Origin of the sequence: Microbacterium meiriae (assembly GCF_040702565.1) — a bacterium.
GTDB lineage: Bacteria > Actinomycetota > Actinomycetes > Actinomycetales > Microbacteriaceae > Microbacterium > Microbacterium meiriae.
Map to the genome: position 1 here is coordinate 276,446 of NZ_JBFBLJ010000001.1, position 25,680 is coordinate 302,125.

Sequence of the window (25,680 nt, forward strand, 5' to 3'; positions counted from 1 at the left end):
TCCTGACGTCGCACACGGCGGGGCCTCGTCGCCCCGGGCACCGCGTCGTCGCGATGCGCTTGCCTCATGCTCCGGCCGGCCCGGGGGAGCCCTCAAGCGCGCGGAGTCCATCCCGCACCGAGAGTCAACCGGCGTGCCCTCCCGGGCAAGCCCCGTCCCCGCGCAGCTCCGTCCCCGCGGTTCCGTCCCTGGATCCGCCCCTGGCCCCCGTGCGGGATCAAAACCGCCCCTGCCGGACGCGAGTGGGGTGCCTTCCTGATCCCGCACGGGCGTCCCGCCTGCGGCCGCCCCGGCGCGGGACGGAAACCGCCCCTGCCGGACGCGTGTGGGGTGCGTTCCTGATCCCGCACGCGGGCGCGGTGCCCTCTGGGGCGCGGGAGTCGTGTCCTCTGGGGTGCGGGAGTCGTGCCCTTTGGGGCGGGAGCCGCCCTCCCGCGCACGGAGTGCCGCTCGTCGGTGCGGGATCGAAAGGGCCCCTGCCCGACGGGAGTGGGGTGCGTTCTTGATCCCGCACGCGGGGCGGGGGATGGTGCGGGATCAGGAACGTGCGCGAGGCGAGCGCTGGCGGGGCGGTTTTAATCCCGCGCGCGACGGGGAGAATGGGAACAACAGGGTCAGTGGGTGGCGCGGTACTCGCTGGGGGAGACGCCGAAGGCGGTCTTGAAGGCGCGGCTGAAATGCGCCGCGTCGACGAAGCCCCAGCGGGCGGCGATGGCGGCGACGGGGCGGTCGGCGAGCATCGGGTCGAGGAGGTCGCGACGGCACTGCTCCAGGCGGCGGGTGCGGATCCACGTCGACACGGTCGCCCCCTGCTCCTGGAACAGTCCGTGCAGGTGGCGGGTGGAGATGAAGTGCGCGGCGGCGATGGAGGCCGGTCCGAGGTCCGTGGAGGCGAGGTTGCGGTCGATGTGCGAGCGGATCCGCTGCATGAGGGCACGGTGCGGGTCGGCGGAGACCTGGTCGAGACCGAGCTCCCGCGTGAAGACGGTGGTCACGAGGTCGAGGGCGCTGTGCGCGAGCCGGGCTCCCGTCGTGCCGGCGAGTTCATCGAGGTTGCCGGCGAGCTGCGTCAGGTACGGCACGACCATGCCGCCGAGCCCTTCCTGACCCGAGATGCGGACGGCCGTGAGCTGCCCGATCATGTCCGGCGGGAGGCTGATCAGGTGCTTCGGGAACATGACGACCATGGTGCGGAAGTCCTGGTCGAAGACGAGGGAGTACGGCCGATCGGTGTCGTAGACGGCGAGGTCGCCGGGCTGCAGCACGGCCTCGCGGTCGTCCTGGATGAGCAGGCCCGTCCCGGCGAGCATCAGGCTCACCTTGAAGTACGAGCGGTCCCCGCGGGCGATGAGCTCGGTGGTGCGCTCGACGACGTGCGAGGTCGCGCGGATGTCGTTGACGTGCACCTCGTCGACGGCGGCGCCGCGGATCACGCCGCGGAACTGGTCGGCGCCCGCGGTGGACACCTGCAGCGGGACGAACGACTCGGAGACGGCGGCGCGGAACTCGCTGATGTTGCGCGCGACGAGCGTGGACACCGATTCGGCGGGGGTGGTGAGGGCACCGTTCATGACTGATCACCTCGGGCTGGTGGGAACGACGACGTTGTATACGATCCGTTCCGTGATGCTACCACCGGCGACGATCCTGCGGGGGTGCCGTCTAGGATGTGGTCCGTGAACGGCGGGATGATGTCGACGGTGACGCAGCGGATCCGGCACGTGCTCCGCCAGGTGCGCGGACCCGCCACCTCCGACGCGGTGTTCGAGGCGACGGCGCTGATCGTCGGTGCGGCGTTCCTCCTCGTCGGGTTCCTCGGGGCGTTGCCGGTGTTCTGGGGGCGGCAGCTCTCGATCAGCGGCACCGGCTCGATCGGTATGTTCGCGGCCTACGGCGGCGCGATCGCGGCGGCGCTCGCCTTCGCCCTGGGGCGGCTCGCTGTGCGGGTTCCGGAGCCCGACCCCACCCGCGCCAGGGACGGATTCGCGGTACCCGGCGACCGCCTGCGCTGGTACGACCTCGCCGCCATCGCCTTCGCGCACGCCGCGATCGCCTACCTCGGCTGGTTGGGGATCGCGCAGCTGCTGGAGCAGAGCTTCGTGGACGCCCCCGTCTTCGCGTTCCCCGGAGCGATCCTGGTCGCCGTGGCGTTCGCGCTCACGGGCTACGTCGCCTTCCTCAGCGCCGTCGCTCTGACGCCGACCGTGCTGTCGCTGGTCCTGGCGGTGTTCCTCGTCGTCGGGGCGTTCGCGGCGATGCTGGCCTCCAGTGACGTGCACTGGTGGCGCGACAATCTGTCGGCGCTGGGCATGAGCAGCAACAGCGCCTCGGTGGCCTTCAACGTGACCCTCGTCATCGCGGGGATCATGGTGACGACCATCTCGCGCTATGCGACGGCGGGGCTGCCTGTCGACGACCCGGTCGACCGCCGTGGCCGGACCATCGTGCGCGGCGGGCTCATCCTGATGGGCATCTTCCTCGCGTGCGTCGGGATCTTCCCCGTCGACGAGTTCTTCGGTCTGCACAACACCGTCGCGACGGGCATGGTGGTGGTGTTCGCGGTGGTCGTCGTCGGTCTGCCGTGGTTCGTGCGCAGCATCCCGCGCGTCTTCGTCGGCCTCGGCTGGACGTACGTGCTGGTCATCGTGCTGCTCGGGGCGTTCTTCGCTGTCGGCTACTACAACCTCACGGCGGTCGAGCTCATCGCGGCCGTGCTGATCTTCAGCTGGATCATCGTGTTCCTGCGCACGGCGGGGACGATGGGCGGTCACGCGCCGCGGGCCGACGCCCTGACCGCTCCCGATGCCGCGGTCCGCTGACGCACCGGCGCTCGGCGGCGACGTCAGTCGCGGAGGAGGCGCGTCGCCTGACGCGTGCGCTGCAGGGCGTCGACGGTCTCGGCGTACCGCCGCTTGGCGACGCCGATGAACAGGCAGTCCACGAGGGCGAGCTGCGCGATCCGGCTCACCATCGCCCCGGCACGGAAGGTCGACTCGCGCACCTCGGTGAACAGGGCGTGGTCGGCGACCTGGGCGAGAGGGGAGTCCTTCACGGAGGTGACGGCGACGGTCGTCGCACCGTTGGCGACGGCGGCTTCGAGGAACCGCACCGTCTCGATCGTCGACCCCGCGTGCGAGAACCCGATGGCGACGGTGGTCCTGACGGGCAGGACCGCGGCGGCGATCGCCTCGTGGGGGTCGGCGAGGACGTGGGCGTTGCGGCCGACGCGGAGGAGCTTGTGCGCGAGGTCCTCCGCGACGAACTGACTGGCGCCGATGCCGTAGAGCAGGATCCGGTCGGCGCCGTCGATGGCCGCGACAGCCGCCGCCAGCACAGCGAAGTCGAGCTGGCCGACGGTCTCCTCGATGGCGAGGAGCTCCAGGGCCGCGAGCTTGGAGACCGCCTCCTCCAGAGAGTCCTCGTCGGAGATCTCCGAGCCGTAGGCGCCGCGGGCGGAGAACTGCGCGGCCTCCTTGCCGAGCTCGGTGGCCAGGGCCATCCGCAGCGGCGCGTATCCGGTGAAGCCGATCGCGCGGCAGAACCGCACGACGGAGGCGACCGAGGTGCGGCACTCCTCGGCGAGCTCGCTGATCGTCTTGTCGATCACGAGGGTCGGGTTCTCCCGCACGGCGGCCGCGACGCGCGCCAGCGACGGGGGCAGGGTTGCAGCGGCGGCTTCGATCGTGGACTGGATGCTCACGGTATCCTCCGGAACGGCGGAACGGGATGGTAAATTCTTTTCAGCGAGTCTACGTGTTGTGTAGTCGCTTTTCTTTCTTTCCGCCGGATCCGAGGAGTGCCGATGAGCGAGACGACCGCCACCGTCGACCTCGGCAAGTCCCGCTGCCGCCTCGTCGTGCACGGCGCGACGGCCGGGGAGCGCTCCGGGATCGGAGCGCCGGGCCTCGCCGCGGCGGGCGGAGTGGAGGCGGCGCTCACCGCGATTCTCCCGCTGCTCGACGGTGTCGAGCGCATCGACACGCTCGGCGTGGGGGCGGCCGGCGCCTGGTTCGCCCCGGAGGCGGCCGCGGAACTCGCCGCCGCGCTCGCCGCACGGACCGGAGCGCGCGTGGCCGTGGCGTCGGACGTGGTCACCGCCCATGCGGGCGCTCTCGACGGCGCGGCCGGCGTGCTGCTCATCGCCGGCACCGGAGCCGTGGCGCTGGGCGTCGACCCTTCCGGTGCGCGTCTGGTCGACGGCTGGGGTCCCGAGCTGGGCGACTTCGGCAGCGGATCCTGGCTCGGCCGCGAGGCGTTGCGCGCCGTGCTCCGTGCCCACGACGGGCTGGCCGCGCCCACCGCTCTCACCACGGCGCTCGCCGCCCCCGTCGGCCCGCCCTCGGCCGTGCAGGCCTGGCTCGCCGCCGACGGAGCTCTCGCCCGCCGCCTCGCGACCCTCGCGCCCCTCGTGCTCGCCGCCGCCGCAGACGACGACCCCGTCGCCCGCGGGATCGTCGAGGAGGCCGTCCGGCTCCTCGCTGCGACGACCGCTGCGGCCGCCGGGCCGACCGCGGACGTCGCACTGCACGGCGGCCTCACCGACCACGACGGATTCCGCGCCGCCCTCGCACGCGCGCTCGAAGGGAGCGGCCGTCGGGTCGTCCCCGCGCGAGGCGGCGCCATGGACGGGGCCCTGCTGCTGACCCGTCGCCTCGACCTCCCCCATGAAAGGTTCGTGCACCGTGCCGAATGACCCCCGTCTGACCACCCTTCTCGCCGAGCTCGCGGGCCTGGACACCGAGGCCTCGTCCACCGAGCGGGGCGATCTCGACCTGCTGAGCACCACTGAGCTCGTCGAGCGCATGAACGCCGAGGACCGTCGCGTGCCCGAGGCCGTGGCCGGTCGCACGCCGGAGATCGCGGCGGCGGTGGACGGCATCACGGAGCGCTTCCGACGCGGCGGTCGCCTCATCTACATCGGTGCGGGCACGGCAGGTCGCATCGGCGTGCTCGACGCGAGCGAGTGCCCGCCCACCTTCGGCACCGACCCGTCGATGGTGGTCGGACTCATCGCCGGCGGGGAGACGGCCATCCGCTCGGCGGTGGAGAACGCGGAGGACGATGATGAGGCCGCGGCCCTCGCCCTGCGCGACCTCGACCTCACCGAGCGGGACACGGTGGTGGGCATCTCGGCATCCGGCCGTACGCCCTACGTCATCGGCGGGCTGCGGTACGCCCGGGGCCTCGGCGCCCTCACGGTGGCGATCGCCTCGAACGCGGGGTCGGCGATCGGCGCGGAGGCCGACATCGCGATCGAGGTCGTCACGGGGCCGGAGTTCATCTCGGGCTCCACGCGGCTGAAGTCCGGCACGGCGCAGAAGCTCGTCGTGAACATGCTGACGACGCTCTCGATGATCAAGCTCGGCAAGACGTACCGCGGGGTCATGGTCGACCTGCTGGCCACGAACGAGAAGCTGCACGCGCGCTCGATCCGCACGGTGTCGCAGCTCGCGGATGTGGACGTCGACGCCGCGTCCGCCGCGCTGCAGGCCGCGGACGGTTCCGTCAAGCTCGCGCTGCTCCTGCTCGCGACGGGCGCCTCCGCCGAGACCGCCGCTGAGGCGCTGGCCGCGGCCGACGGCATCCTCCGCGACGCGATCGCCGCCCTCGCCTGACCCGCTCTCCCCTCGGCAGGGATGAGAATCGCGCCTGACGGGAGCGATCGGGGCACCTTTTCGCACCCGCGACGGGCTGCCCGCTAGCGTGAGGGCATGCCCCTCGCTCTCGTCACCGGCGCCGCGCGCGCGAACAGCATCGCCGCGGGTATCGTCCCGCGGCTCCGTGCCGACGGCTGGACCGTCGTCACCAGCGACCTCGACGACGCCGATCACCCCGCCGACCTCTCCACCGCCGACGGGCCGGAGCGCCTGATCGCCGAGGTCGCGGAGGCGCACGGCCCGATCTCCGCGCTCGTCCTCAGCCACGCGCACGACGTCGAGTCCGGCGTGCTGGACACGACGGCGGAGAGCTTCGACCGGCACGTCGCCGTGAACGCGCGGGCGAGCCTGCTCCTCATCGCGGCCTTCGCCCGGCAGGCCGATACGGGTGGCGCGATCGTGGCGCTCACGAGCGATCACGTGACCGGGAACCTGCCCTACGGGGCCTCCAAGGGCGCGCTCGACCGGCTCGTCATCTCCGCCGCGCGCGAGCTCGGTCCGCGCGGCATCTCCGCCAACGTCCTGAACCCCGGCCCCATCGACACCGGATGGATGGACGACGAGACGCGCGTCGGCCTCGCCGGGATGACACCGCTCGGTCGCCTCGGCACGCCGGGCGACATCGCCGCGGTCGTCTCGTTCCTCGTCTCGGATGAGGGACGCTGGATCTCCGGTCAGCTCCTCCACGCCGACGGGGCCTTCTCCGCCCGCTACTGATCGCGCGGCGGAGCGTCCCCGGGTGCGCTCAGTGGCCGCAGGCGCAGGAGTCGCCGCCGCAGCAGGAGTCCGTCGCCGTCGCGCCGCCGTGCGCCTGGGAGGACTCCGGCACGTCCATGGCGGGGTTCTGGTCGAGGAAGCCGTAGGGCTTGAACCAGAATCCCGCGTAATCCACGGGCATGATCGGCCAGTCCTCCGGGCGGGGGAAGTGCGTGAGCCCGAAGGTGTGCCACAGCACCATGTCCTCGCCGTCGATCCGGCGGTCGTCGGCCGTGTACTCCGGGAGGCCGGCGCCGCCCTGGTGCGCGTTGGGGTAGCGCCCGGCCGGCCAGATCTGCCCGTGCTCGTACCGGGTCGCCCAGAGGTGCTTCGTGGCGAAGGCCGCGCGCGCGGCGACGGAGGAGGCGGGGTCGGCCATCAGCAGGGCGGTCGACTCCGGGACGAGGTGGTAGGCGGTCGGGCGGCCGACGTGGTTGGTCCGCGAGGCGCTCTGCACCTCCCACACCCGGGCGGCGGAGGAGTCGGCCTCACGCTGGGCGGCGTGCTCGGTCTCGAGCACCGTCTCCGACCAGGTGAACGCGTTGCCGAACGGGTTGTCCGGCCCCATCGGCACCCGCTGCGCGTCGACCTCCACGAGGCGGTTGTCCTGGCCGTCGATAGCCACGTCGAGCCGCGCGCAGAACAGATGCTGGTGGACCGGGGCGAAGACGCCGGGGGCGAGCTCGGTGGCGTGCTTCTGACGGACGCCCGGCTCCCCGGCGCCGGCGAACACGATGCCCGTGGCCTTGGCGACGACCTCGATGGAGCCGTCCAGTCCGAAGTTCCAGTAGAAGCCGTAGTCGTAGTTGCCGATCGTGGAGAAGTACGAGACCACGAAGCGCCGTGAGCGCCGCACGTCGGACCGTCCCGAGAGGTCGGTGTGCTTCCAGAGGATGCCGAAGTCCTCCTCGTGCATGCAGATCACATTCGGGATGCGCACCGGGTGACCGTGGTCGTCGGCGACGTAGCCGTCGAGATACCGGATCACGCCGAGGCAGTCGCAGCCGAGCTCCAGGTGGTTGGCGTTCTTGCCGAGGAGGTACTCGCCCGCGTCGAAGTAGCTGATCCAGAAGCGCCCGGGGGCGGTGTCACCGTACGGCACGACCATCTCCGGCACGCTCGCCCGGTGCAGCACGGAGCGCCCCTGGAACGACACGTCGTGCAGGACGAGGCCTTCGCGGGCGTTGAAGCCCACGCGCATGGACCAGCCCTCCCACTCGACGAGCGATCCGGACACGGCGAAGCTCGGCCCGTCCGGCTGGGTGATCTCGATGGGCCGCAGCGTCGTCCGTGCCGCGCCCTGCACCTCCGGGTAGTAGTTGCCGTGCCCGGCGGGCACCGGCACGTCGCCCTCGTCCTCGACGCGGATCACGCTGTCCGTGGTGAGGTCGATGTGCACGATCAGCCCCTCGACGGGGTGGGCCCACGGGGAATCCTGCTCGTCGTATCGGAGGAAGGTGAGGGACCGGATCACGCGGCGGCCCACCTCGTCGGCCCGGCCGGTGTAGCCCGGGGCCAGGGGGGAGCAGAAGGCGAGGGCCATGTGGTCCGCCAGGCCCCGCCGCCGCATGGCCGCCTGCCAGTCCGGGGATGCCTTGGCGATGGCCTCTGCCCGCTCGTACTCCTCGAACAGGTACTGCGGCTGGCCGTACGGCGGGGCGTCGTTCGGCACTCGCTCCTGCCGCACGACCTCGCCACGGGTGATCGAGACGATCAGCTCGGTCGCGACGCCGGTGGCGGTGTCGAGCAGCGTCACGTCGACACGGCGGTCGATGGGAGAGCCGGGACGCCAGGCCGCGAGCTCCTCCTTCGTGGCTTCGTCGGGGAGCAGCATCGGCACGCGGGTGGTCGCCGTCAGCAGGCCGGCTGCGTCGAGCACGGCGCGGGCGGCGGCGATCTCGGCACCGGTGAGCGGGTCGAGCGGGTGCGGGACGGCGATCGGCTCGAGGGAGACGGGCTGGGGGGAGTGCGGGGACATCGTTGACCTCACTATTTTCGAGCAAGTGCTCAAGAAACGGGTTGGCACGATGATACGACGGCGTGCACGGGCGCACAACCGTGGCGTGTGGGCGATGTCGAGGTCAGCGACGCCAGGGGGCGAGGATGCTGTCGAGGACCGCGAAGTGCGCCGCCGCCGTCTGCGGTTCGGTGACCTCGACGACCTGCTGGCCGTACGTGATCGAGCGCAGGAGGGCGAGGAGGTCGCCGGTGGGGGTGTCCGGGCGCAGCTCTCGGTCGCTCACCGCCTCCTCCAGTGCCTCGCGGATGCTGCCCTGCCACGTCGCGAGGGTCGGCGCTCCGGCGTCAGGAGTCGGGGCGAGGGTGGCCAGGCGCCCCCAGAAGCCGACGACGACGTGCGCCTCGGTGCGAGTGCGCTCGTCGACGGGGAGCACCTCGCCCATCAGGGCCCGCAGGCGCGCCAGGCCGCGGAGTCCGTCCGTCGCCGCGGCGATGCGCTCGTCGGTGCGACGGGTGACCTCGGCCGCGGCGGCCCGGACGACGTCGTCGAAGCCGTCGAAGTAGTGCCAGAGCGAACCGGTCGCGACGCCGAGCTCCTTGGCGACCGCCCGTGAGGACACGCTCTCATGACCGTCTCTGGCGGCGACGACGAGCAGCGCGTCGGCGATCTGACGGCGACGCTCATCATGGTCGACGATGCGGGGCACGTGCTCATTGTGTCGCATGAAGTGCGGCCTCGCTTTTTTGAGCGAACGATCAATATACTTCGGCTGTGGACCTCCTGCTCCCGGCAGCATCGTTGCTGATGGCGGCGGCGGCGCTCGTGTCGGCCGGCGCCTGCCTCGCTGCGCGGCGCGCTGTGCCGTGGCAGGGACGCCAGGCCGCGGTGGTGATGGCGGCGGGGATGCTGCTGATGGCGACGGGCGGGACCGGGCCGCTGGGTGCCCTGCTGATCGGTGCCCTGCTGCTCGTGTCCGGCATGATCGGCACGATGGGCGTTCGCGGGGCGACGTCCGCGGCCCCTTGCTGTCACCGCGCTCTCGGATCGCTCGTGATGGCGATCTGCGCCTTCCACGGCGCGGCGGGATCGGTCGGTCAAGGCGTGGTGACGTCCGCGGGGCACGGGGGTCATGGACTCGGCGGCGCGCTCGGCGCGCTCGTCCTCCTCGGCACTCTCAGCGTCGTCGCCTGGACGATCGCCGCAGGGTGGCGGACGACGGCGCATCGGGGCCGCGCCGCCCGGCTGCTCGCGGTGGAATCCTGGGCGATGGCGATCGGGGTCGTCGCGATGAGCATCGCGGGCTGACCGTCCGGTGCGAGGGTCTCACTCCCGCGCCGCGGGGCGGACGAAGGCCCAGGCCGCGATCGCCGCGACGGCGGCGGCCAGGGTCATGGTGACCGCCATCGTGACGGCGTTCGTGCCCCCGATCCCGGCGGCGACCGGGGCGAGCACCGGGCCGAACAGGAACGACGACATGCCGAGCAGCGCGGACGCCGTCCCCGCCCTGGCGCCGTGATGCGCGAGGGCGAGTGTCTGGCCGTTCGGGCCGCCGAGGCCCGCGCACAGCATGAACCCGACGAGTGCCGCCACCACGCCCGCCACCCCCGTCCCGCTCAGTGCCAGGACGAGGAAGGTCGTGGTCGCGACGAGCGTCGCCGTGACCCCGCCGAGGTAGACGCGGAGGGGGCCGAAGCGGCGCACGACCAGGCGGCTCGACTGGCTGCCGACGATGCTCGCGAGGGCGCCGGCGGCGAAGGCGAGACTGAAGCTCTGCGGGCTGAGGCCGAACTCGTCCTGCAGGACGAAGGACGACATCGAGAGATAGGTGAAGAACGCCACGCCCGCACCGGCGGAGGCGCACAGGACCGCGGCGAAGAGCCGGTCGCCCAGCACGGCGCCGGCATGCGCCCGCAGCACGCGGAGGCCTCCGCCGTGGCGCGCCTCCGGTCGCAGCGTCTCCGGCAGGAGGAAGACGACCACGAGCAGCAGGATGACGCCGATCCCGGACAGCACCCCGAAGATGCCGCGCCAGTCCATGATGCGGGCGAGCTGACCGCCCACCACCGGGGCGATGATCGGTGCGGTGCCCGAGACGAGGAACAGCAGCGAGAGCATGCGGGAGAGCTCGATGCCCTCGAACTGGTCGCGGGCGATCGCCAAGCAGATCACGATGCCTGCCGATCCCGCCAGCCCCTGCAGGAAGCGGGCGACGAGCAGCAGCTCGATGGTCGGAGCGACCGCGCATACCGCGGAGAGCACCGCGAAGGCCGCGACGCCGACCAGCAGCGGCAGACGTCTACCCAGCCGGTCGCTGAGGGGACCGGCCACGAGCTGCCCCAGGCCGAGGCCGATCATGCACGCCGACATGGTCACCTGCGCCAGGGCCTCGGTCGTGCCGAGCGACGCCGCGAGCTGGGGGAGCTGAGGGAGGTAGAGGTCCATCGACAGCGGACCGAAGGCTTCCAGCATGCCGAGCACCAGCATCGCCCGCAGCGTGCCCATCCGCGCGGGCTCACCGCGCGCCGGGAGACTCATCCGCCCAGGCGCAGCACGCGGCGCAGCCAGCTCTCCCGTGCGGCCACCGCGGCCTGCGACACCTCGGCCTCGGGGGAGAACCCGGAGAAGCCGTGGTAGCCGCCCGCCCAGACGTGCAGTTCGGCCTGGCCGCCCGTGGCCCAGATCCGCGACGCGTAGTCGACGGCCTCATCGCGGAAGGTCTCCGCGGCACCCACCTCGATGAACGCCGGAGCGAGTCCCGACAGATCCGTGGCCCGGGCCGGCGCCGTGTACGGCGACACGCGGTCGGTGAACCGGTCGGCTCCGGCGATCGCGTCCCACGCGGTGTCGTTGTTGTTCCGGTCCCAGGCGCCGAAGCCGTCGTACTGCCGGCTCGACGGGGTCTCGTTGCGGTCGTCGAGCATCGGGCAGCCGAGGAGCTGCCCGGCCAGCCGTGGTCCGCCGCGGTCGCGGGAGAGCAGCGCGACCGCCGCCGAGAGTCCGCCGCCGGCGCTCTGCCCGGACGCGATGACGCGGGAGGTGTCGATGCCGAGCTCGTCGGCGTGGGCGACCATCCACTCCAGTGCCGCGTAGCAGTCCTCCGCCTGCGCCGGTCCGGGGTGCTCCGGGGCGAGACGGTACTCGACCGCGACGCCGACGACACCGTGCCGCTCGGCGAGGTCGATGAGCTCGGCGGTGCCGAAGAAACGCGTGCCGAGCACCATGCCGCCGCCGTGGATCGACAGCACCGCCGGTGCCGGGTCTGCGGGCGCCTGCGCCGGGCGCACGATGGTGATCTCGAGGTCCGGAGCCCCGACGGGGCCGGGGATGACCCGGTCCTCCCAGGTCACGGCGCGACCCTCCGCCTGCACGGCCATCGGCGGGATGATCGTGGCGAAGTGATCGCGGTTGGCGTGGATGGTGTCCGCGCGCAGCGGGATGACCTCGACGAGGTCGACGAAGGCGTCGAGTCCGGCGACGAGCTCCGGGTCGTAAGGCACCGGTTCGGGCGTGCTCATGCGGCGGTCCGCCAGATCCGTCGCAGCCAGGAGGCACGTGCGGCGAGGGCGGCGCGGGTGATCTCGGCGTCCGGCATGTACATGTCGAAGCCGTGGGCGCCGCCGCCCCACACGTGCAGCTCGGCCTGACCGCCGGTCTCCCAGATCCGGAGGGCGTACACGGTGTCCTCGTCGCGGAACATCTCCGCCTCGCCGACCTCGATGTAGGCGGGCGGAAGGCCGGAGACGTCTGTCGCCCGGCTCGGCGCGGCGTAGGCGGGAGCCTCGACGCTGAAGGCGAGCTCCTCGCCGAGGACGCACGACCAGGCGAGGAGGTTCATGTCGCGCTGCCAGGTGCCGATGCCGTCGTACTGCCGACTGGCCACCGTGGTGTTGGTGTTGTCGATCATGGGACACAGCAGCAACTGCCCGGCCATGACGGGGCCCCGCCGATCACGCGCCAGCAGGGCGACGGCCGCGGTGAGGCCCCCGCCCGCGCTGCCGCCGCCCACGACGATGCGCGCGGGGTCGATGCCGAGCTCCGTGGCGTGGGTGTGCGTCCACACGAAGGCCGCGTAGCAGTCCTCCACGCCCGCGGGGTACGGGTCCTCCGGGGCGAGGCGGTACTCGACGTTCACGGCCACGACGCCGTGCTCCGCGACGATGTCGACGACTCGAGCCGTCTCCCAGGAGCGGTGGCCGACGATCATGCCGCCGCCGTGGATGTTCACGAAGCCGGGGAGCGTCGAGGTCTCCGAGCCGGCGGGGCGGAAGATCGTGACCTCGATGTCCGGTGCTCCGGGCGGGCCGGGGATGACGCGGTCCTCCCAGGTGATGTCCCGGCCGGCGATCACGGCGTCGTTGTCCGGGAACATCCGGTCGACGCCGTCGCGCGGCAGGGTCTCGCGGGTGAGGGCGGGCTGCGGGTTCTTCGCGATCTCGTCGAGCACGGCCTGCACGTCGGGATCGAAGGGGACGGGGATGGTCATGGTTCTCCTCGGGTGGGACGGCGTCAGGGGCCTTCGGGGTCGACGACCCCGCGGTCGGCCCAGAAGGGCTCGACGAGACGGCGCAGCTCGGCGGCGCCGACGCGGTCGACGAGGGCGGCCGCGTCGAGGTTCGCCCGCAGCTGCGCGACGCGGGAGGCGCCGAACAGCGTCGTCGTCAGGGCGGGGTGGGTGAGGGTGAACGCGATGCCGAGCTGGGCGGGGGTCACGTCGAGGTCGTCGGCGACCGCCGTGAACGCGGGGACGTCGGCGATGATCCGTTCGCGGATGCCGCCGGGGTCGCGCCCGATCTGCCGGTCGCCGTTCACCTTCCCGGCGAGGATCCCGCCCTCCAGGCAGTCCGAGGCCTGCAGCGTGAGGCCCTGCTCCCAGAGGCGCGCGAAGGGCTCGCCGTCCGGGATCGACCGCCGCGAGACGCTGTACTTGAGCTGCGCGATCTGCGGGCCGGGCACGCCTTCCGCGGCGGCGAGGTCGATCAGGTTCTGGATGCTCCCCGCCGACCAGTTGTTCACGCCCCACGCGCGGATGAGGCCGGCGTCGGCGAGGGCGGCGAGGTCGAGCACGAGGTCGCGCAGCTCGAGGTCGTCGCGGCGCAGGTCGCCGAGGATCACGAGGTCGGCGTGCTCGACTCCCACCCGCATCAGCGCGTTCTCGAGCTGTGGACGGAAGCCGTCGGCGCCGAAGGCCTCGAGCCAGAGCTTCGACGACAGCAGCCACTCCTCTCGGCGCAGCCCGGCCGCGTGCACCATCGCCGAGAAGATCACGTCGGTGAAGACGGGCGGGGCGCCGGGTGCGGAGTACACGCCCACGTCGAAGAGGTTCACGCCGCGGTCGGTGGCCTCGCGGAGGAGCGCCACCGCGTCGGCGAAGTCCATGCGGTCGTAAGTGTGCCAGGAGCCGAGGGAGAACAGGGAGGCGTGCAGACCGCTGTGGCCGATCTCTCGGTGGGGGAGGGGTGGTCATGGTGCTCCTCAGAGGCTCGGGTCGATGACGGCCTTGACCTCATCGAGGTGGTGCATGTGGGCGATCTTCGCGGAGGCGTCGGCGAGGCCGACCGGGGCGCTGAACAGGTCGTCCCAGGGGAAGCGGTCGGCGAACGCCGTGAAGAAGTCGATCGCGCGGGCGTAGTCGGAGATGTCGCCGTTGAGCGAGCCGACCACCGTGAGCTCCTTGCCCATGATCGTGCTGAGGGCGAAGCCGTCTCCGGCGGGGCCGGTCGAGCCGACGATCGCGACGGTGCCGCGCTGGGCGGCCATGCCGACGGCGTCCGGTCCGACGCTCGGGGCGCCCGCGAAGTCGAACACGTGGTCCGCTCCCTGGCCTCCGGTGAGCGCCAGGACCTGGTCGACGACGGGCCCGTCGCGGAAGTCGACGACGGCGTCGGCGCCGAAGCGGGCGGCGAGTTCCAGGCGGGCCGCGGGAGCACCGACGGTGATGACCTGCCCGGCACCCGCGATCCTCGCGACTGCCGTGGCGAAGATGCCGAGGGCGCCGGAGCCCTGCACCACCACGCGGGAGCCGGGGCGGATGCGGCCGGCCCGCTCGAACGCGCGGAGGACGGTCTTCGCGGCGCAGCCCGCCATGGAGGCCCAGGTGTCTTTGACGGTCGCCGGGAGCAGGAGCGTGGCGGCACCCGGGGTCACGTACGCGTACTCGGAGAGCCCGGCCGTCGCGAACGGCGGAACGTCGGCGCGCTGGAGGAAGCCGTAGCCGCGGCGGGAGCACGCGACCGGCTCGCGCAGCACGACGCAGCCGTGGCACTCGCCGCAGGTGGACTCCGACCAACCGATCCGGTCGCCGGGGGAGAGCGGGCGGCCGAGCGCGTCGCGGGTGTCCGGTCCGGTGGCCACGATCTCGCCGACCATCTCGTGACCGAGGACCATGGGCAGCATGCCGGGGAACGACATCTTCCCTTCCCAGATCTCGATGTCCGTGCCGCACAGCGTCGTGCAGGCGATGCGGACGAGGGCGGCGCCGGGTTCGATCTCGGCGGGCAGCGGGAGCTCTTGCAGGGTGAGCGGCTCGCCGTGCGCGGTGAGCACCGCGGCGCGGGTGGTGGTGGGGAGGGTCATGGGTTCTCCAGTCGCGGGGCGGGTGGCGGGATCGAAAACGGTCCTCCGCGGTGCCAGGGAGGGGCGGGATCGATCCCGCACGGAGGGGGACGGGGGTCAGACCAGGAGCTGGCCGCCGTCGACGGGGACCGAGACCCCGGTGATGTGGCTGGCGGCCTCGCTCGCGAGGAAGAGCACGAGCGGGGTGACCTGGTCGACCTCGGCGATGGTGCCGAGCGGGATGCGCGATTCCCAGGCGGCGCGGGCATCGGGGTTCGAGGCGAAGTCGGCGGTCAGGGGCGTGAGCACGGGACCGGGGGCGACGGCGTTGACGCGCACCCCGGAGCCGGCGAGCTCGATGGCGGCCGTCCGGGTGAGCGCGTCGACCGCGGCCTTCGTGGCCTCGTAGTGTCCGAGGCCCGGGGTGGGCTGCCGGGCGCCGATGGAGGAGATGTTGACGATGGCCCCGTGGCCGGCGGCCGCGAGCAGGCCGCCGAAGACCCGCAGCATGAGGAACGTGCCGCGGACGTTGACGCGCAGGGCCGCGTCGACCGCGTCGACCGCGACCTCCTGGAGTGTGCCCCCACCGGCGACGACGCCGGCGTTGTTGACGAGGACGTCGAGCCCGCCGGCCTCCGCGAGCTGCGCGGCGGCGGTGGTGACCGCGCCCTCGTCGGCGATGTCGAGGGGGAGGGCGGTGGCGCCGATCTCGGCGGCGACGGCCCGGGCGGCCTCGAGGTTCACATCGCCGAGGAACACCTCGTGCCCGGCGGCGCGGAAGGCGCTGGCGATGCCGCGGCCGAGCCCGGAGGCTCCTCCGGTGACGAGGATGCGGCGCGGGGAAGCGGTCATGGTCGTCCTCACTGACGGTGTTCCGATGGGATTCCTCCGTTATATTCTACAAACATAGAAAAACACAACCCCGTGCCCCGAGACGGCGAAGGAGCCCTCATGCCCGATGTGACATACCCCCGCAAGCCGCTGTCTCCTCGGGGTGCGACGGTGCCGCCGCTCGCCCTCGGATCGTGGAACACCTGGGACCGCATGGGCTTCGACGATGCCGTGCAGCTCATCCAGCGGGCGGTCGACCTCGATGCCGGATTCTTCGACATCGCGTACTACAACATGGGGCCGCATGCCGAGAACTCCCGGACCGACATCCTCTTCGGAGAGGCGTTCCGGGCGAGCGGGGTGGACCGTGTCGACGTCGTGCTCTGCGGCAAGCTCTGGCTGTGGGACTGGCCGCACCAGGGCTTCCGCGGGCAGATCGAGGAGTCGCTCGAGCGGGCCGGCCTCGACCGCTTCGACACCCTCGTGGTGGGGGACTACCTCGACGCCCCGGACATGCCGCGACTCGTCGCCGACGTGAACGCCCTCATCGCCGACGACCTGGTCGACTCGTGGGGGATCAACAACTGGCGGATCGCGGACACCAGGGCGGCGCTCGCCGAGGCAACCGCTCAGGGGGTGGTCGGCCCCGCGTTCGCGCAGCTCAAGTACGGCATCGCGCGCCGGGCCATGGCGGAGGGCGACGCCTACGGGCCCCTGTTCGCCGACGGAACCCTCACGCTGCAGGCCTCCGACGTGTTCGAGGGCGGAATCCTCGCCACGGGACGGATGCCCCAGCGCAAGATCGGTGCCGATGTCGGGGGTATCCGCGAGCGGATCCTCGCCGTGTACCCCCAGGTCGCGCGGGTCGCGGGGGAGTTCGGGGTGACGCCGGCTGCCCTCGGCATCGCCTTCTGTCTGGCGAACCCCGCGACGGCCAACGTACTCTTCGGTGCCTCTCGCGTCGCGCAGCTCGAGGACAACCACGCCGCCCTCGCCCTCGTCCGAGACCACGGCGCCGAGGTCCGCGCCGCCCTCGCCGACTGCCGCGTCGACCACGCCGTCCGCCCCGACGGCACCTGGTGACCCCCGTGCCTCCCACCCGCACCTCCCCCCGCTTCCCCCGCCCGCTTCCCCGGCGTCCAGGATCACTTCCGCACCTCCCGCGCGTCCCGCAGGCCCGTTTCTGATCCCGCCTCGCTCCGCCCGCGCGTCCCACTCCGCGTGCGGGATCAATTCCGCACCTCGCGCGCACCCCGCAAGCACGTTCCTGATCCCGCACTCGCTCGCCCCCGCGTCCCACTCGGCCCGCGCGTCCCACTCCGCGTGCGGGATCAATTCCGCACCTCGCGCGCACCCCGCAAGCACGTTCCTGATCCCGCTTCGCTCGGCCCCGTCCCACTCCGCCCGCGCGTCCCACTCCGCGTGCGGGATCAGTTCCGCACCTCGCGCGCGCCCCGCAAGCACGTTCCTGATCCCGCACTCGCTTGGCCCCCGTCCCACTCCGCCCCCGCGTCCCACTCCGGGCGCGGGATCAGTTCCGCACCTCGCGCGCGCCCCACGGGCACGTTTCTGATCCCGCAGGGCGTGACGTTCTGCGTGCCGATTCGAAAACGCGCCGAGTAGGGAGGGCGTGCGGCCGATTCTGATCCCGCTTCTGGTGGCGGTCGCCGGGCCCGCCGCTCGTGCGCGACCGGACCGCTCTCCGGAGCCCCGGATCAGAAGTGCTCCTCGTGTTCGCAGCAGATCGTAAGCGCTCCTCGCCTCCGTGCTGGATCGGAAGTGCCCCGCGCACGCTCCGGATCAGAAGTGCTCCTGGGGCCCGGGTGGGAGGTGCGTTCTTGATCCCGGGAAGGGGTGCGGGGCCCTCGGGAGCGGCAGTGTGGCCCGTTCGCGCCGTCGTCCACCCCGGTGCGGGATGAAAAGGGTGCCGAAAAGGCGTCGCCGAGGGGTGTTTCTGATCAGGTCGGAGGGGTGGGTGCAGTGGCGGGATCAGAAGTGGGCCGCGCGGGGAGGGCAGGGGTGCGTTAGTGATCCCGGTACCCGCACCTGCACCCGCGGGGTGCGGGCGGGCGGGGTACGGGACGGGGTGGGGTGTGCGCGGGGGAGCAAGGCGGGTGCGCGCTGAGGCATCGGTCCGCGCGGCCAGAGGAAGAAACCCGCTTGCGCTCTTTTTCCACGTATGTAGACTAACCAGCACGACACATCGAAGTGGCGTCGGTCCCGGTCTCCGGTCAGCGGCTCTTCGAACCTTCTTCACCACCCCCTGCACCCGAGAGAAGGAACCATGAAACGAATGCCCCTCGCGGTCGTCGCCGCCGTCGCCGCGACCCTCGCACTCGCCGGCTGCAGCGGCGGCGGAACGCCCTCGCCGTCCGAGGGCGGCGGCGCCGAAGGCCCCGACGCCCTCAACATCGGCAACTTCCTGGACGTCACCTCGTGGGACCCGTCCCTCGCCGACATCGGCTTCGACGGCCCCTACCTGTCCGCGGTGTACGACGCCCTGATCGCCCTCGACGCCGACGGCACCCCGATCCCGTCGCTCGCGACGAAGTGGACCGTGGCCGACGACGACCTCAGCATCGACCTCGACATCCGCACCGACGCCGTGTTCAGCGACGGCACCCCGGTCGACGCCGACGCCGTCGTCGCGAGCCTCGAGTACCTCAAGGCCGGCGCCCGGTCCGGTGAGGCCTACGTCAACGCGAAGGGCTTCGAGAAGGTCGATGACGACACCGTCCGCATCGCCCTCACGCAGCGTGACGACACGATCCTCTACCTGATGGGCCTCGGCCGCAGCTACGTCATGCCCCCGGCGTCCATCGAGGCGGGCACGCTCGGCAGCGACCCGATCGGCTCCGGCCCGTACGTGCTCGACAGCGACACCAGCGTCGCGGGCGCCGAGTACCACTTCACCAAGACCGAGGACCACTGGGACGCGAAGACGTACCCGTTCGCCGAACTCGCGATCTACCCGATCACCGACGCGACCGCCCGGCACAACGCGATGCTCAGCGGACAGATCAACGTGCAGTACGGCGACGTGGCCAACCTCGACCAGGCCGAGCAGCAGGGCTGGAACACCGCCCAGCGCGTCTCCGGGTGGGCGGGCCTCGTCATCACCGACCACACTGGCGCGAAGAGCGAGCCCCTCGGCACGCTCGAGGTCCGCCAGGCGCTGAACTACGCGTTCGACGGTGCGGCCGTCCTCGCGGCGGTCGGCAGCGGTGCGGGCGTGGCCACCAACCAGGTCTTCCCGGACGGCGGCGACATCAACGACCCCGAGCTCAACGATGCCTACGCGTTCAACATGGATAAGGCGAAGGAGCTCCTGGCCGACGCCGGCTACCCGGACGGCTTCGACATCTCGATGCCGATGTCCCCGATCTTCGAGATGTGGAAGCCGTCGGCCGAGCAGGCCCTCAACGAGCTCGGCATCACCGTCACCTGGGACAACATGCAGATGCCGGACTATCAGCTCAACGCCCCGAACTACCCGATGTTCATCTCCTTCCTCGCGATGGACGGCAACGACGTGGCCACCGTCTCCCGGCAGCTGACGAGCGTGCAGTGGTTCAACCCGGAGCCCGACTACGCGAAGAACGAGGTCATCGCCCCGCTCGTCGAGAAGGTGCAGACGGAGCGCGGCGACGCGCAGACCGCCGCCATCAAGGAGCTCAACGAGGCCCTCGTCGACCAGGCCTGGTGGTCGGTCTGGTACCAGGCGAACAACATCTACTACACGGCGCCCGGCATCCAGCTGCAGCCCGTCGTGGGGATGATGTTCCCGACGCTGCGGTACATCACGCAGGGCTGAACGCCCGTCGGGGCGGTCGCCACGTGGCCGCCCCGGCACCCCTTCCCCTCCTCCTCACCCTCGAGAGGCCCCCATGCTCCTCTTCACGGCGAAGCGGGTGCTGTCCGGCATCCTCCTGCTCGTCGCGGTCTCGATCGGCACGTTCTTCCTCGCCCACCTCGCGATCAGCGACCCGACCGCCTCGCTCCTCGGGACCACGGCGAGTCCCGCGCAGCAAGAGGCGCTGGCGGCGAAGATCGGACTCGACCGCCCCCTGATCGTCCAGTTCTGGGACTGGTTTTCCCACGCGGTCCTGCTCGACTTCGGCGTCTCGTGGCGCAACTTCCAGCCGGTCGGCGCGCAGCTCGCGGTGAAGGTCCCCGTCACTCTCTCCGTCGTGACCCTCGCGACCCTCATCACCGCGGTCATCGGCGTCGCCTTCGGCATGATCACCGGACTCCGCCCCGGCACCTGGTTCGACCGCATCATCAAGGGGATCTCCGTCCTCCTCTTCGCACTTCCCGGGTTCTGGGTGAGCCTGGTCCTGGTGATGTGGCTGGCGGTGCAACTCAAGTGGTTCCCCGCCGTGGGCTACGTCCCGCCGACGCAGTCCGTCGAAGGCTGGCTGCGCTCGATCACGCTGCCGGCGATCTCCCTCGCCCTGGGCGGCATCGTCGCCGTGTCGGAGCAGCTGCGCAATGCCGTGATCCCCCAGAGCCGCCAGGACTGGGTGCGCACGCTCCGCAGCCGCGGCCTGTCCGCCGCCCGGGTGAACCTGCACATCCTCCGCAACGCCTCGCCCGCCGCGCTCACGGTGATCGCCCTGATGTTCGTGGGCCTGCTCTCCGGCGCGATCGTGGTGGAGCAGATCTTCAGCCTCCCCGGTCTGGGGCAGCTCACGAACCAGTCGTCGCAGAACGGCGACATCCCGATGCTGCTCGGGATCACGGTGGTCTCCATCGTCTTCGTCGTCCTCATCAACCTCCTGCTCGACCTCGTGCTCGGCTGGATCAACCCGAAGGTGCGCGTCGCATGACCACGACAGACATCCGCGTCGCCTTCGACCGCGCCGCCCAGAAGCGCCGGTCGAGCCTGTTCCGACGCTTCCTCCGTCACCCCGGCGGCTACATCCCGCTCGCGATCTTCGTGCTCATCGTGCTCGTCGGGGTGTTCGCGCCGTTGCTGGCGCCGATGGACCCGAACCTCGTCGACCTCGCGGCGGCCAAGGCCCCGCCCTCGCCGGAGCACCTGCTCGGCGGCGACTCCACCGGCCGCGACATCCTCAGCCGCCTCATCTACGGGACGAGGACGACACTGTGGGGTGCGCTCATCACGATCGTCACGGCGCTCGTCGTCGGGGTCCCGTCGGGCGTCGCAGCCGGGTACTTCGGCGGCGTCTTCGACCGGGTCGCGACCTGGATCAGCGACGCCCTCCAGTCGATCCCCGGGATGATCATCCTCCTCGTGGTCGCCGCCGGCAGCCGCAACAACTTCGAGCTGCTGATGGTCACCGTCGGCGTCTTCATGGTGCCGGGGTACTTCCGCATCGCGCGGTCGCAGACGCTCGCCGTCCGCGGCGAGGCGTACATCGACGCCGCCCGCGTGTCGGGCCTGTCGGACGCGCGAATCATCTTCCGGCACGTCATCACGGCCGTCTACCCGCCCGTCATCATCCAGACCGCGCTCACGGCCGGCATCGCGATGGGCATGCAGGCGGGGCTCCAGTTCCTCGGCATCGGCGACTCGAACGTGCCGAGCTGGGGCGCGATGATGCTCGAGGGCTTCCGGCTCATGCTCACCTACCCCCTCATGCTCCTGTGGCCCTCCGCCGCGCTCGGTCTCACGATCGCCGTCCTCGCGATCATGGGCTCCACGCTCGCCGAGCTCGTGCAGGTGCGCACGCCGCGGGCGGCCCGACGGCGGCGGCGCGGTGTGCTCGAGACCGGCGACGAGGTCGCCGCGGCTCCCGCCACGGGCAGCGTCCGCCACGAGGCCCCGGCGTCGGCCCTCCGCGTCGAGAACCTGCACGTCGTCCACGCGACGCCGACGGGGGAGACCGAGGTCGTGCATGGCGTGACCCTCGATGTCGCGCCAGGCGAGGTCGTCGGGATCGTCGGCGAGTCCGGGTCGGGCAAGTCGCAGACAGTGTTCTCGGTGCTCGACCTGCTCCCCGCGACCGGCCGGGCGACCGCCGACGCGATCTGGGTCGGCGGCGCGGAGGTCACCCACGCGACGCCGAAGGAGCGCCAGGCCCTGCTCGGACGCACGATCGGGTACGTGCCGCAGGAGCCGATGAGCAACCTCGACCCCTCGTACACGATCGGGCATCAGCTCATCGAGCCGCTGCGCCGGACGCACGGGCTCGCGAAGGCCGCCGCCCGGCAGCGCGCGCGGGAGGTGCTCCTGCGGGTCGGGCTGACCGATCCCGATCGGGTGATGCGCAGCTACCCGCATCAGGTGTCCGGCGGCATGGCCCAGCGCGTGCTCATCGCCGGCGCGATCGCCGGTCGACCGTCGCTCCTCGTGGCGGACGAGCCCACCACCGCCCTCGACGTCACCGTGCAGGCGGAGGTGCTCGAGCTGCTGCGGGAGTTGCAGGCGGAGTACGGCATGGCGCTGCTCATCGTGACGCACAACTTCGGCGTCGTCGCCGACATCTGCGACCGCGTGATCGTCATGCGCGGCGGCGACATCGTGGAGTCGGGGCCCGTGGACGACCTCTTCGCCGCGCCCACCCAGGAGTACACGCGCGAGCTCATCGCCGCGTCGCTCGACGAAGCCGAAGGGCGCGCCGCGCTCGACAGCCGCCGGACGGAGGTCCCCGCATGAACGCCGTTCCGGTGAACCCCCTGCTGCAGGTCGACGACCTCGTGGTCGAGTACGGCCGCGGAAGACACGCCTTCCGCGCGCTGCACGGCGTCTCCCTCGACATCGCCCCCGGTGAATGCCTGGGCCTCGTCGGCGAGTCCGGATCCGGGAAGTCGACCCTCGGCAAGGCCATCCTCGGCCTCGCCCCGGTGACCGCGGGCCGCATCCGCTTCGACGGCCGGGACATCGGCGGCCTCGGCGGCAAGGCTCGACGGGCGCTCGCTGACGACGTGCAGGTCGTGTTCCAGGACCCGTACGGCTCCCTCAACCCGGCACTGACCATCGGCGACATCCTCGCCGAGCCGCTGCTGACGACCGGCATCGGAGCGAAGGCGGCCGACACGCGCGTGCGCGCCATGCTCGACCGCGTGCGCCTGCCTTCCACGAGCATGGACCGGTATCCGAGCGAGTTCTCCGGCGGGCAGCGGCAGCGCATCGCGATCGCCCGCGCCCTGGTCCGCGGACCCCGGCTGATCGTGTGCGACGAGCCGGTCAGTGCACTCGACCTCACCACGCAGGCGACCATCCTCGACCTCTTCATCGAGTTGCAGCGCGACACCGGCGTGGCCTACCTCTTCGTCTCGCACGACCTCGGCGTCGTCCGGCGGGTCTGTCACCGGGTCGCCGTGATGTACCGGGGGGAGATCGTGGAGATCGGGGACGGCGAGCAGGTCACCCGCGCGCCGCGTCACCCGTACGCCGAGCGCCTGCGGCTGGCCTCACCCGTCGCCGACCCGGTGGCGCAGCGGGAACGCCGGGCGCAATGGCTCGCTCTGCGGGAGGTGCCCGATGCGGCGGTACGGTAGCTCCAGGCCGGAACACGCCACACCCCGGACTCGGCCGGAAGGACGCCATGCCGAAGATCATCGACCACGACCAGCGGCGACGGGACATCGTCGAGGTGGCCAAGAGCATCATCCTGAAGGGTGGGTTCGAGGCGGCGACCATGCGCAGCATCGCCGCGGAGGCGGGCTTCGCGAACGGCGCGCTGAAGCACTACTTCCCCGGGAAGGAGAGCATCGTCGCGGCGACGTTCGAGACGATCCTGCAGCAGATGTCCGAGGGCGTGGAGGCCGCGGGGCAGGAACCGGTGGCGGCGGACGACGCGCTGCGGGGCTTCCTGCAGGCCACCGTGCCGCGCGACCCGGAGCAGATCGCCGCGGGCCGGGTGCTCCTGGCGCTCTGGGAGTACGCGATGGCGAACGAGTCGCTGGCCGAGCTCTACCGCGGACACCTGGGTTCGTGGCGATCCTCGCTCATCGCGCGCATGGAGGCGGCCCGCGACGAGGGATCGATCCGCGATCAGGACTACGGCCCGCTCGCCGACGAGTACATCTCCGCGGCGGTCGGGGCGACGGTCATCAACCTCATGTACCCGGACGGCGACCGCATCGCCGACTACGAGAACTACATCGACCGGTTCCTCGCGCGGCTGCGCTGAGGGCGAGGGGCCGGTCCCGAGAGGACGGCCCGTCATGACCCTTCCCCCTGAACGACCCGTGGTGTTCTTGCACGGCCCCGCCTCGCGCGGCACGCAGGACTGGCCGGAGAGCGAGTGGGCGGCGGTGCTCGGCGACCGACCGCGCCGCGTCCTCGACCTGCCGGCGCACGGCGACGCCCCCGGGCTCGGAGCCGTGCCGACCTCCGCGGTGCTCGACGCGCTCGCCGCAGCGATCGGCCCGGACGAGATCGACCTCGTCGGGTACTCGCTCGGTGCCCGGCTCGCGTGGGACCTCGCCCGGCACCCGGGTGTCGCGGTGCGGCGTCTCGTGCTCGGCGGCCTCAGTGCGGGGGAGCCCTTCGCGCTCGTCGACCTCTCCGCCGCTCGGGCCGCGATCGCCGGCGGACCGGCTCCCGTCGATCCGCTGACCGGAATGATCGTGCACATGGTGAGCCTGCCCGGCAACCGCCCGGACGATCTGCTCGACCTCATCGAGGGGCTCGCGACCGAGCCGTTCTCGCCCGAGGCTGCTGCCCCGGCGATGCCCGTGCTGCTCCTGGGCGGTACCGATGACCCGATGGCCGCGGGCATCGACGAGCTCGCCGCGCGGCTGCCCGACGTCCGGGTGCGACGCGTCCCCGGGGATCATCTCGCGGCGCTGCACACCGCCGCGTTCCGCGACGCTGTGCGCGGGTTCCTCGCGGACTGACCCGCCCGATCGACGCCCGGCCCCCTCCTGTCCTTTATTTCCAACGTTCGTAGACATATCGAAAGGCATCCGCCATGACCGACACCCCCACTCCCGACGCCGCCCGCATCCTCGACATCGCCACCGGCTACATGGCCGCGAAGCAGCTCTTCCAGGCCAGCCGCATCGGTCTGTTCGCCGCCGTCGCCGCCGGCGCCGACACGGCCGTGGCGATCGCCGAGCGCTGCGGGGTGAGCGAGCGGATCGCCCGGCTGCTCGCCGACGCCCTCGCCGCGAAGGGTCTCCTCCTCCGCACCGAGGGGCGCTACGCGCTGGGCCCCGACGCGTCCGCCTACCTCACGGGGGAGGACGCGGTGATCGACCTCGCCCCCTTCCTCACGTTCCTCGACGAGATCAGCTACCCGCACTGGCTGCAGTTCGCCCACACGGTCGACACCACCCAACCGGGCGACCTGCAGATGGACGACGCGCGGTGGGGGACGTTCATGGCCGGCGTCATGACGTACAACCGCCTGCACGCGCAGGAGTTCGGCCAGCTCGTCGACCTCGCCGGCGCGACGAGGGCCCTCGACTTCGGTGGTCTGTCCGCCGAGTTCGCCCTCGCCGTCATGGCGCGCAACCCCGAGCTGCACACGACGTTCGTCTACGCCCCGGGATTCGAGGACGGCGTGGCCGAGGCGGTCGCAGCGGCGGGCGTCGCCGACCGGGCCGCCGTCGAGGTCGGGGACACGGCGACCACGGCTCCCGAGGGCGCGTACGACGCGGTGTTCGCCAACCACGTCATCCACCGGTTCTCCGCGGAGGAGAACGCGCAGATCTTCCGCCGACTCCGTGCGGCGGCGGCCGACGGGGCGACGCTGACGGTGCTCGACTTCTTCCTCGATGACGACGACGAGCAGCGCGCCCTGGATGCCCTGCACGCGGGGGAGTACCTCGTGATCGACGGCACCGTGGTGTACCCCGAGTCCGAGGTTCGCGGTTGGCTGTCGGATGCCGGGTGGGCGGTGCGCGACACCGTCGCCCTGCCGGGGAGCCCGCGCGTGCTCCTGGCCACCGCGGTCTGACGACCGCGGTCCGAGACTGGTCCGAGGGGGATCAGAGGCGGGCGGCATG

At 71.9% G+C, this 25,680-nt stretch carries 23 protein-coding genes; 13 read left to right on the forward strand and 10 right to left on the reverse strand.

Annotation, left to right across the window (positions count from 1 at the left end; genetic code table 11):
- Nucleotides 1–614: 614 nt before the first annotated feature.
- Entirely contained in the window at nucleotides 615–1,571 is a 957-nt protein-coding gene (locus AB0310_RS01325) for an AraC-like ligand-binding domain-containing protein (RefSeq protein WP_366236419.1), read from the reverse strand.
- 105 nt (nucleotides 1,572–1,676) lie between these two features.
- On the opposite strand from AB0310_RS01325, the gene AB0310_RS01330 reads away from it, so the two are divergent.
- A complete protein-coding gene (locus tag AB0310_RS01330) occupies nucleotides 1,677–2,819 on the forward strand; it encodes a DUF998 domain-containing protein (RefSeq protein ID WP_366236420.1) in 1,143 nt (380 codons plus the stop codon).
- A gap of 23 nt (nucleotides 2,820–2,842) precedes the next feature.
- Here AB0310_RS01330 and AB0310_RS01335 read toward each other — a convergent pair whose 3' ends face one another.
- Nucleotides 2,843–3,700 carry a MurR/RpiR family transcriptional regulator gene (locus AB0310_RS01335; RefSeq protein ID WP_280566649.1) on the reverse strand — a complete coding sequence of 286 codons (858 nt, stop codon included), beginning with the start codon at nucleotides 3,698–3,700 and terminating at the stop codon, nucleotides 2,843–2,845.
- A gap of 102 nt (nucleotides 3,701–3,802) precedes the next feature.
- Here AB0310_RS01335 and AB0310_RS01340 point away from each other — a divergent pair, with 102 nt between their 5' ends.
- From AB0310_RS01340 to AB0310_RS01350, 3 genes are all read left to right on the forward strand, one after another.
- Entirely contained in the window at nucleotides 3,803–4,693 is an 891-nt protein-coding gene (locus AB0310_RS01340; protein ID WP_366236421.1) for an N-acetylglucosamine kinase, read from the forward strand.
- Nucleotides 4,683–5,615 carry an N-acetylmuramic acid 6-phosphate etherase gene (gene murQ / locus AB0310_RS01345; RefSeq protein WP_366236422.1) on the forward strand — a complete coding sequence of 311 codons (933 nt, stop codon included), beginning with the start codon at nucleotides 4,683–4,685 and terminating at the stop codon, nucleotides 5,613–5,615. The genes AB0310_RS01340 and murQ overlap by 11 nt, the downstream gene beginning before the upstream one ends.
- A gap of 96 nt (nucleotides 5,616–5,711) precedes the next feature.
- Nucleotides 5,712–6,374 (forward strand): SDR family oxidoreductase, encoded by a 663-nt coding sequence (locus AB0310_RS01350; protein WP_292793911.1) that lies wholly within the window; start codon nucleotides 5,712–5,714, stop codon nucleotides 6,372–6,374.
- 28 nt (nucleotides 6,375–6,402) lie between these two features.
- Here the strand turns inward: AB0310_RS01350 and AB0310_RS01355 are convergent, their stop codons facing one another.
- Together AB0310_RS01355 and AB0310_RS01360 are read right to left on the reverse strand one after the other, a co-directional pair.
- Nucleotides 6,403–8,391, reverse strand: coding sequence for a primary-amine oxidase (locus AB0310_RS01355; protein ID WP_366236423.1), 1,989 nt, complete (start codon nucleotides 8,389–8,391; stop codon nucleotides 6,403–6,405).
- A 103-nt stretch (nucleotides 8,392–8,494) separates the two neighbouring features.
- The gene (locus AB0310_RS01360; protein WP_259952075.1) at nucleotides 8,495–9,079 is read right to left on the reverse strand and encodes a TetR/AcrR family transcriptional regulator; all 585 of its coding nucleotides are present in this window, start codon (nucleotides 9,077–9,079) and stop codon (nucleotides 8,495–8,497) included.
- A gap of 65 nt (nucleotides 9,080–9,144) precedes the next feature.
- Here AB0310_RS01360 and AB0310_RS01365 point away from each other — a divergent pair, with 65 nt between their 5' ends.
- The gene (locus AB0310_RS01365; protein WP_268777116.1) at nucleotides 9,145–9,678 is read left to right on the forward strand and encodes a hypothetical protein; all 534 of its coding nucleotides are present in this window, start codon (nucleotides 9,145–9,147) and stop codon (nucleotides 9,676–9,678) included.
- Nucleotides 9,679–9,696: 18 nt separating this feature from the next.
- Here the strand turns inward: AB0310_RS01365 and AB0310_RS01370 are convergent, their stop codons facing one another.
- From AB0310_RS01370 to AB0310_RS01395, 6 genes are all read right to left on the reverse strand, one after another.
- Nucleotides 9,697–10,908, reverse strand: coding sequence for a multidrug effflux MFS transporter (locus AB0310_RS01370; protein WP_232089195.1), 1,212 nt, complete (start codon nucleotides 10,906–10,908; stop codon nucleotides 9,697–9,699).
- Nucleotides 10,905–11,888, reverse strand: a complete 984-nt coding sequence (locus AB0310_RS01375) for an alpha/beta hydrolase (RefSeq protein WP_268777114.1) — start codon at nucleotides 11,886–11,888, stop codon at nucleotides 10,905–10,907. Before AB0310_RS01375 ends, AB0310_RS01370 begins: the two co-directional genes overlap by 4 nt.
- Nucleotides 11,885–12,856, reverse strand: coding sequence for an alpha/beta hydrolase (locus AB0310_RS01380; protein WP_187663540.1), 972 nt, complete (start codon nucleotides 12,854–12,856; stop codon nucleotides 11,885–11,887). The genes AB0310_RS01375 and AB0310_RS01380 overlap by 4 nt, the downstream gene beginning before the upstream one ends.
- A gap of 23 nt (nucleotides 12,857–12,879) precedes the next feature.
- On the reverse strand, nucleotides 12,880–13,812 hold the full coding sequence (locus tag AB0310_RS01385; protein ID WP_366236911.1) for an aldo/keto reductase: 933 nt from the start codon (nucleotides 13,810–13,812) through the stop codon (nucleotides 12,880–12,882).
- A 33-nt stretch (nucleotides 13,813–13,845) separates the two neighbouring features.
- Entirely contained in the window at nucleotides 13,846–14,946 is a 1,101-nt protein-coding gene (locus AB0310_RS01390) for a zinc-binding dehydrogenase (protein ID WP_366236424.1), read from the reverse strand.
- A 96-nt stretch (nucleotides 14,947–15,042) separates the two neighbouring features.
- Nucleotides 15,043–15,777, reverse strand: coding sequence for an SDR family NAD(P)-dependent oxidoreductase (locus AB0310_RS01395; protein ID WP_366236425.1), 735 nt, complete (start codon nucleotides 15,775–15,777; stop codon nucleotides 15,043–15,045).
- A gap of 99 nt (nucleotides 15,778–15,876) precedes the next feature.
- On the opposite strand from AB0310_RS01395, the gene AB0310_RS01400 reads away from it, so the two are divergent.
- From AB0310_RS01400 to AB0310_RS01435, 8 genes are all read left to right on the forward strand, one after another.
- The gene (locus AB0310_RS01400; RefSeq protein WP_366236426.1) at nucleotides 15,877–16,839 is read left to right on the forward strand and encodes an aldo/keto reductase; all 963 of its coding nucleotides are present in this window, start codon (nucleotides 15,877–15,879) and stop codon (nucleotides 16,837–16,839) included.
- Nucleotides 16,840–18,040: 1,201 nt separating this feature from the next.
- Nucleotides 18,041–19,570, forward strand: a complete 1,530-nt coding sequence (locus tag AB0310_RS01405; RefSeq protein WP_366236427.1) for an ABC transporter substrate-binding protein — start codon at nucleotides 18,041–18,043, stop codon at nucleotides 19,568–19,570.
- A gap of 73 nt (nucleotides 19,571–19,643) precedes the next feature.
- Nucleotides 19,644–20,585 (forward strand): ABC transporter permease, encoded by a 942-nt coding sequence (locus tag AB0310_RS01410; RefSeq protein ID WP_366236428.1) that lies wholly within the window; start codon nucleotides 19,644–19,646, stop codon nucleotides 20,583–20,585.
- Nucleotides 20,582–22,378, forward strand: a complete 1,797-nt coding sequence (locus AB0310_RS01415; RefSeq protein WP_366236429.1) for a dipeptide/oligopeptide/nickel ABC transporter permease/ATP-binding protein — start codon at nucleotides 20,582–20,584, stop codon at nucleotides 22,376–22,378. Before AB0310_RS01410 ends, AB0310_RS01415 begins: the two co-directional genes overlap by 4 nt.
- On the forward strand, nucleotides 22,375–23,223 hold the full coding sequence (locus AB0310_RS01420) for an ATP-binding cassette domain-containing protein (protein ID WP_366236430.1): 849 nt from the start codon (nucleotides 22,375–22,377) through the stop codon (nucleotides 23,221–23,223). Before AB0310_RS01415 ends, AB0310_RS01420 begins: the two co-directional genes overlap by 4 nt.
- 47 nt (nucleotides 23,224–23,270) lie before the next feature.
- Entirely contained in the window at nucleotides 23,271–23,858 is a 588-nt protein-coding gene (locus tag AB0310_RS01425) for a TetR/AcrR family transcriptional regulator (RefSeq protein ID WP_101846902.1), read from the forward strand.
- Between the two features lie 34 nt (nucleotides 23,859–23,892).
- On the forward strand, nucleotides 23,893–24,567 hold the full coding sequence (locus tag AB0310_RS01430) for an alpha/beta fold hydrolase (protein ID WP_366236431.1): 675 nt from the start codon (nucleotides 23,893–23,895) through the stop codon (nucleotides 24,565–24,567).
- Between the two features lie 74 nt (nucleotides 24,568–24,641).
- Entirely contained in the window at nucleotides 24,642–25,631 is a 990-nt protein-coding gene (locus AB0310_RS01435) for a methyltransferase family protein (RefSeq protein WP_366236432.1), read from the forward strand.
- Nucleotides 25,632–25,680: the final 49 nt, after the last annotated feature.

Bases quoted from the DNA above. Each gene is read 5' to 3' on its own strand.
- AB0310_RS01435 (WP_366236432.1), top strand. From the start codon at position 24,642: ATGACCGACACCCCCACTCCCGACGCCGCCCGCATCCTCGACATCGCC.
- AB0310_RS01350 (WP_292793911.1), top strand. From the start codon at position 5,712: ATGCCCCTCGCTCTCGTCACCGGCGCCGCGCGCGCGAACAGCATCGCC.
- AB0310_RS01325 (WP_366236419.1), bottom strand. From the start codon at position 1,571: ATGAACGGTGCCCTCACCACCCCCGCCGAATCGGTGTCCACGCTCGTC.
- AB0310_RS01415 (WP_366236429.1), top strand. From the start codon at position 20,582: ATGACCACGACAGACATCCGCGTCGCCTTCGACCGCGCCGCCCAGAAG.
- AB0310_RS01395 (WP_366236425.1), bottom strand. From the start codon at position 15,777: ATGACCGCTTCCCCGCGCCGCATCCTCGTCACCGGAGGAGCCTCCGGG.
- AB0310_RS01430 (WP_366236431.1), top strand. From the start codon at position 23,893: ATGACCCTTCCCCCTGAACGACCCGTGGTGTTCTTGCACGGCCCCGCC.
- AB0310_RS01420 (WP_366236430.1), top strand. From the start codon at position 22,375: ATGAACGCCGTTCCGGTGAACCCCCTGCTGCAGGTCGACGACCTCGTG.
- AB0310_RS01400 (WP_366236426.1), top strand. From the start codon at position 15,877: ATGCCCGATGTGACATACCCCCGCAAGCCGCTGTCTCCTCGGGGTGCG.
- AB0310_RS01390 (WP_366236424.1), bottom strand. From the start codon at position 14,946: ATGACCCTCCCCACCACCACCCGCGCCGCGGTGCTCACCGCGCACGGC.
- AB0310_RS01375 (WP_268777114.1), bottom strand. From the start codon at position 11,888: ATGAGCACGCCCGAACCGGTGCCTTACGACCCGGAGCTCGTCGCCGGA.
- AB0310_RS01425 (WP_101846902.1), top strand. From the start codon at position 23,271: ATGCCGAAGATCATCGACCACGACCAGCGGCGACGGGACATCGTCGAG.
- AB0310_RS01355 (WP_366236423.1), bottom strand. From the start codon at position 8,391: ATGTCCCCGCACTCCCCCCAGCCCGTCTCCCTCGAGCCGATCGCCGTC.
- AB0310_RS01410 (WP_366236428.1), top strand. From the start codon at position 19,644: ATGCTCCTCTTCACGGCGAAGCGGGTGCTGTCCGGCATCCTCCTGCTC.
- AB0310_RS01380 (WP_187663540.1), bottom strand. From the start codon at position 12,856: ATGACCATCCCCGTCCCCTTCGATCCCGACGTGCAGGCCGTGCTCGAC.
- AB0310_RS01370 (WP_232089195.1), bottom strand. From the start codon at position 10,908: ATGAGTCTCCCGGCGCGCGGTGAGCCCGCGCGGATGGGCACGCTGCGG.
- AB0310_RS01405 (WP_366236427.1), top strand. From the start codon at position 18,041: ATGAAACGAATGCCCCTCGCGGTCGTCGCCGCCGTCGCCGCGACCCTC.
- AB0310_RS01340 (WP_366236421.1), top strand. From the start codon at position 3,803: ATGAGCGAGACGACCGCCACCGTCGACCTCGGCAAGTCCCGCTGCCGC.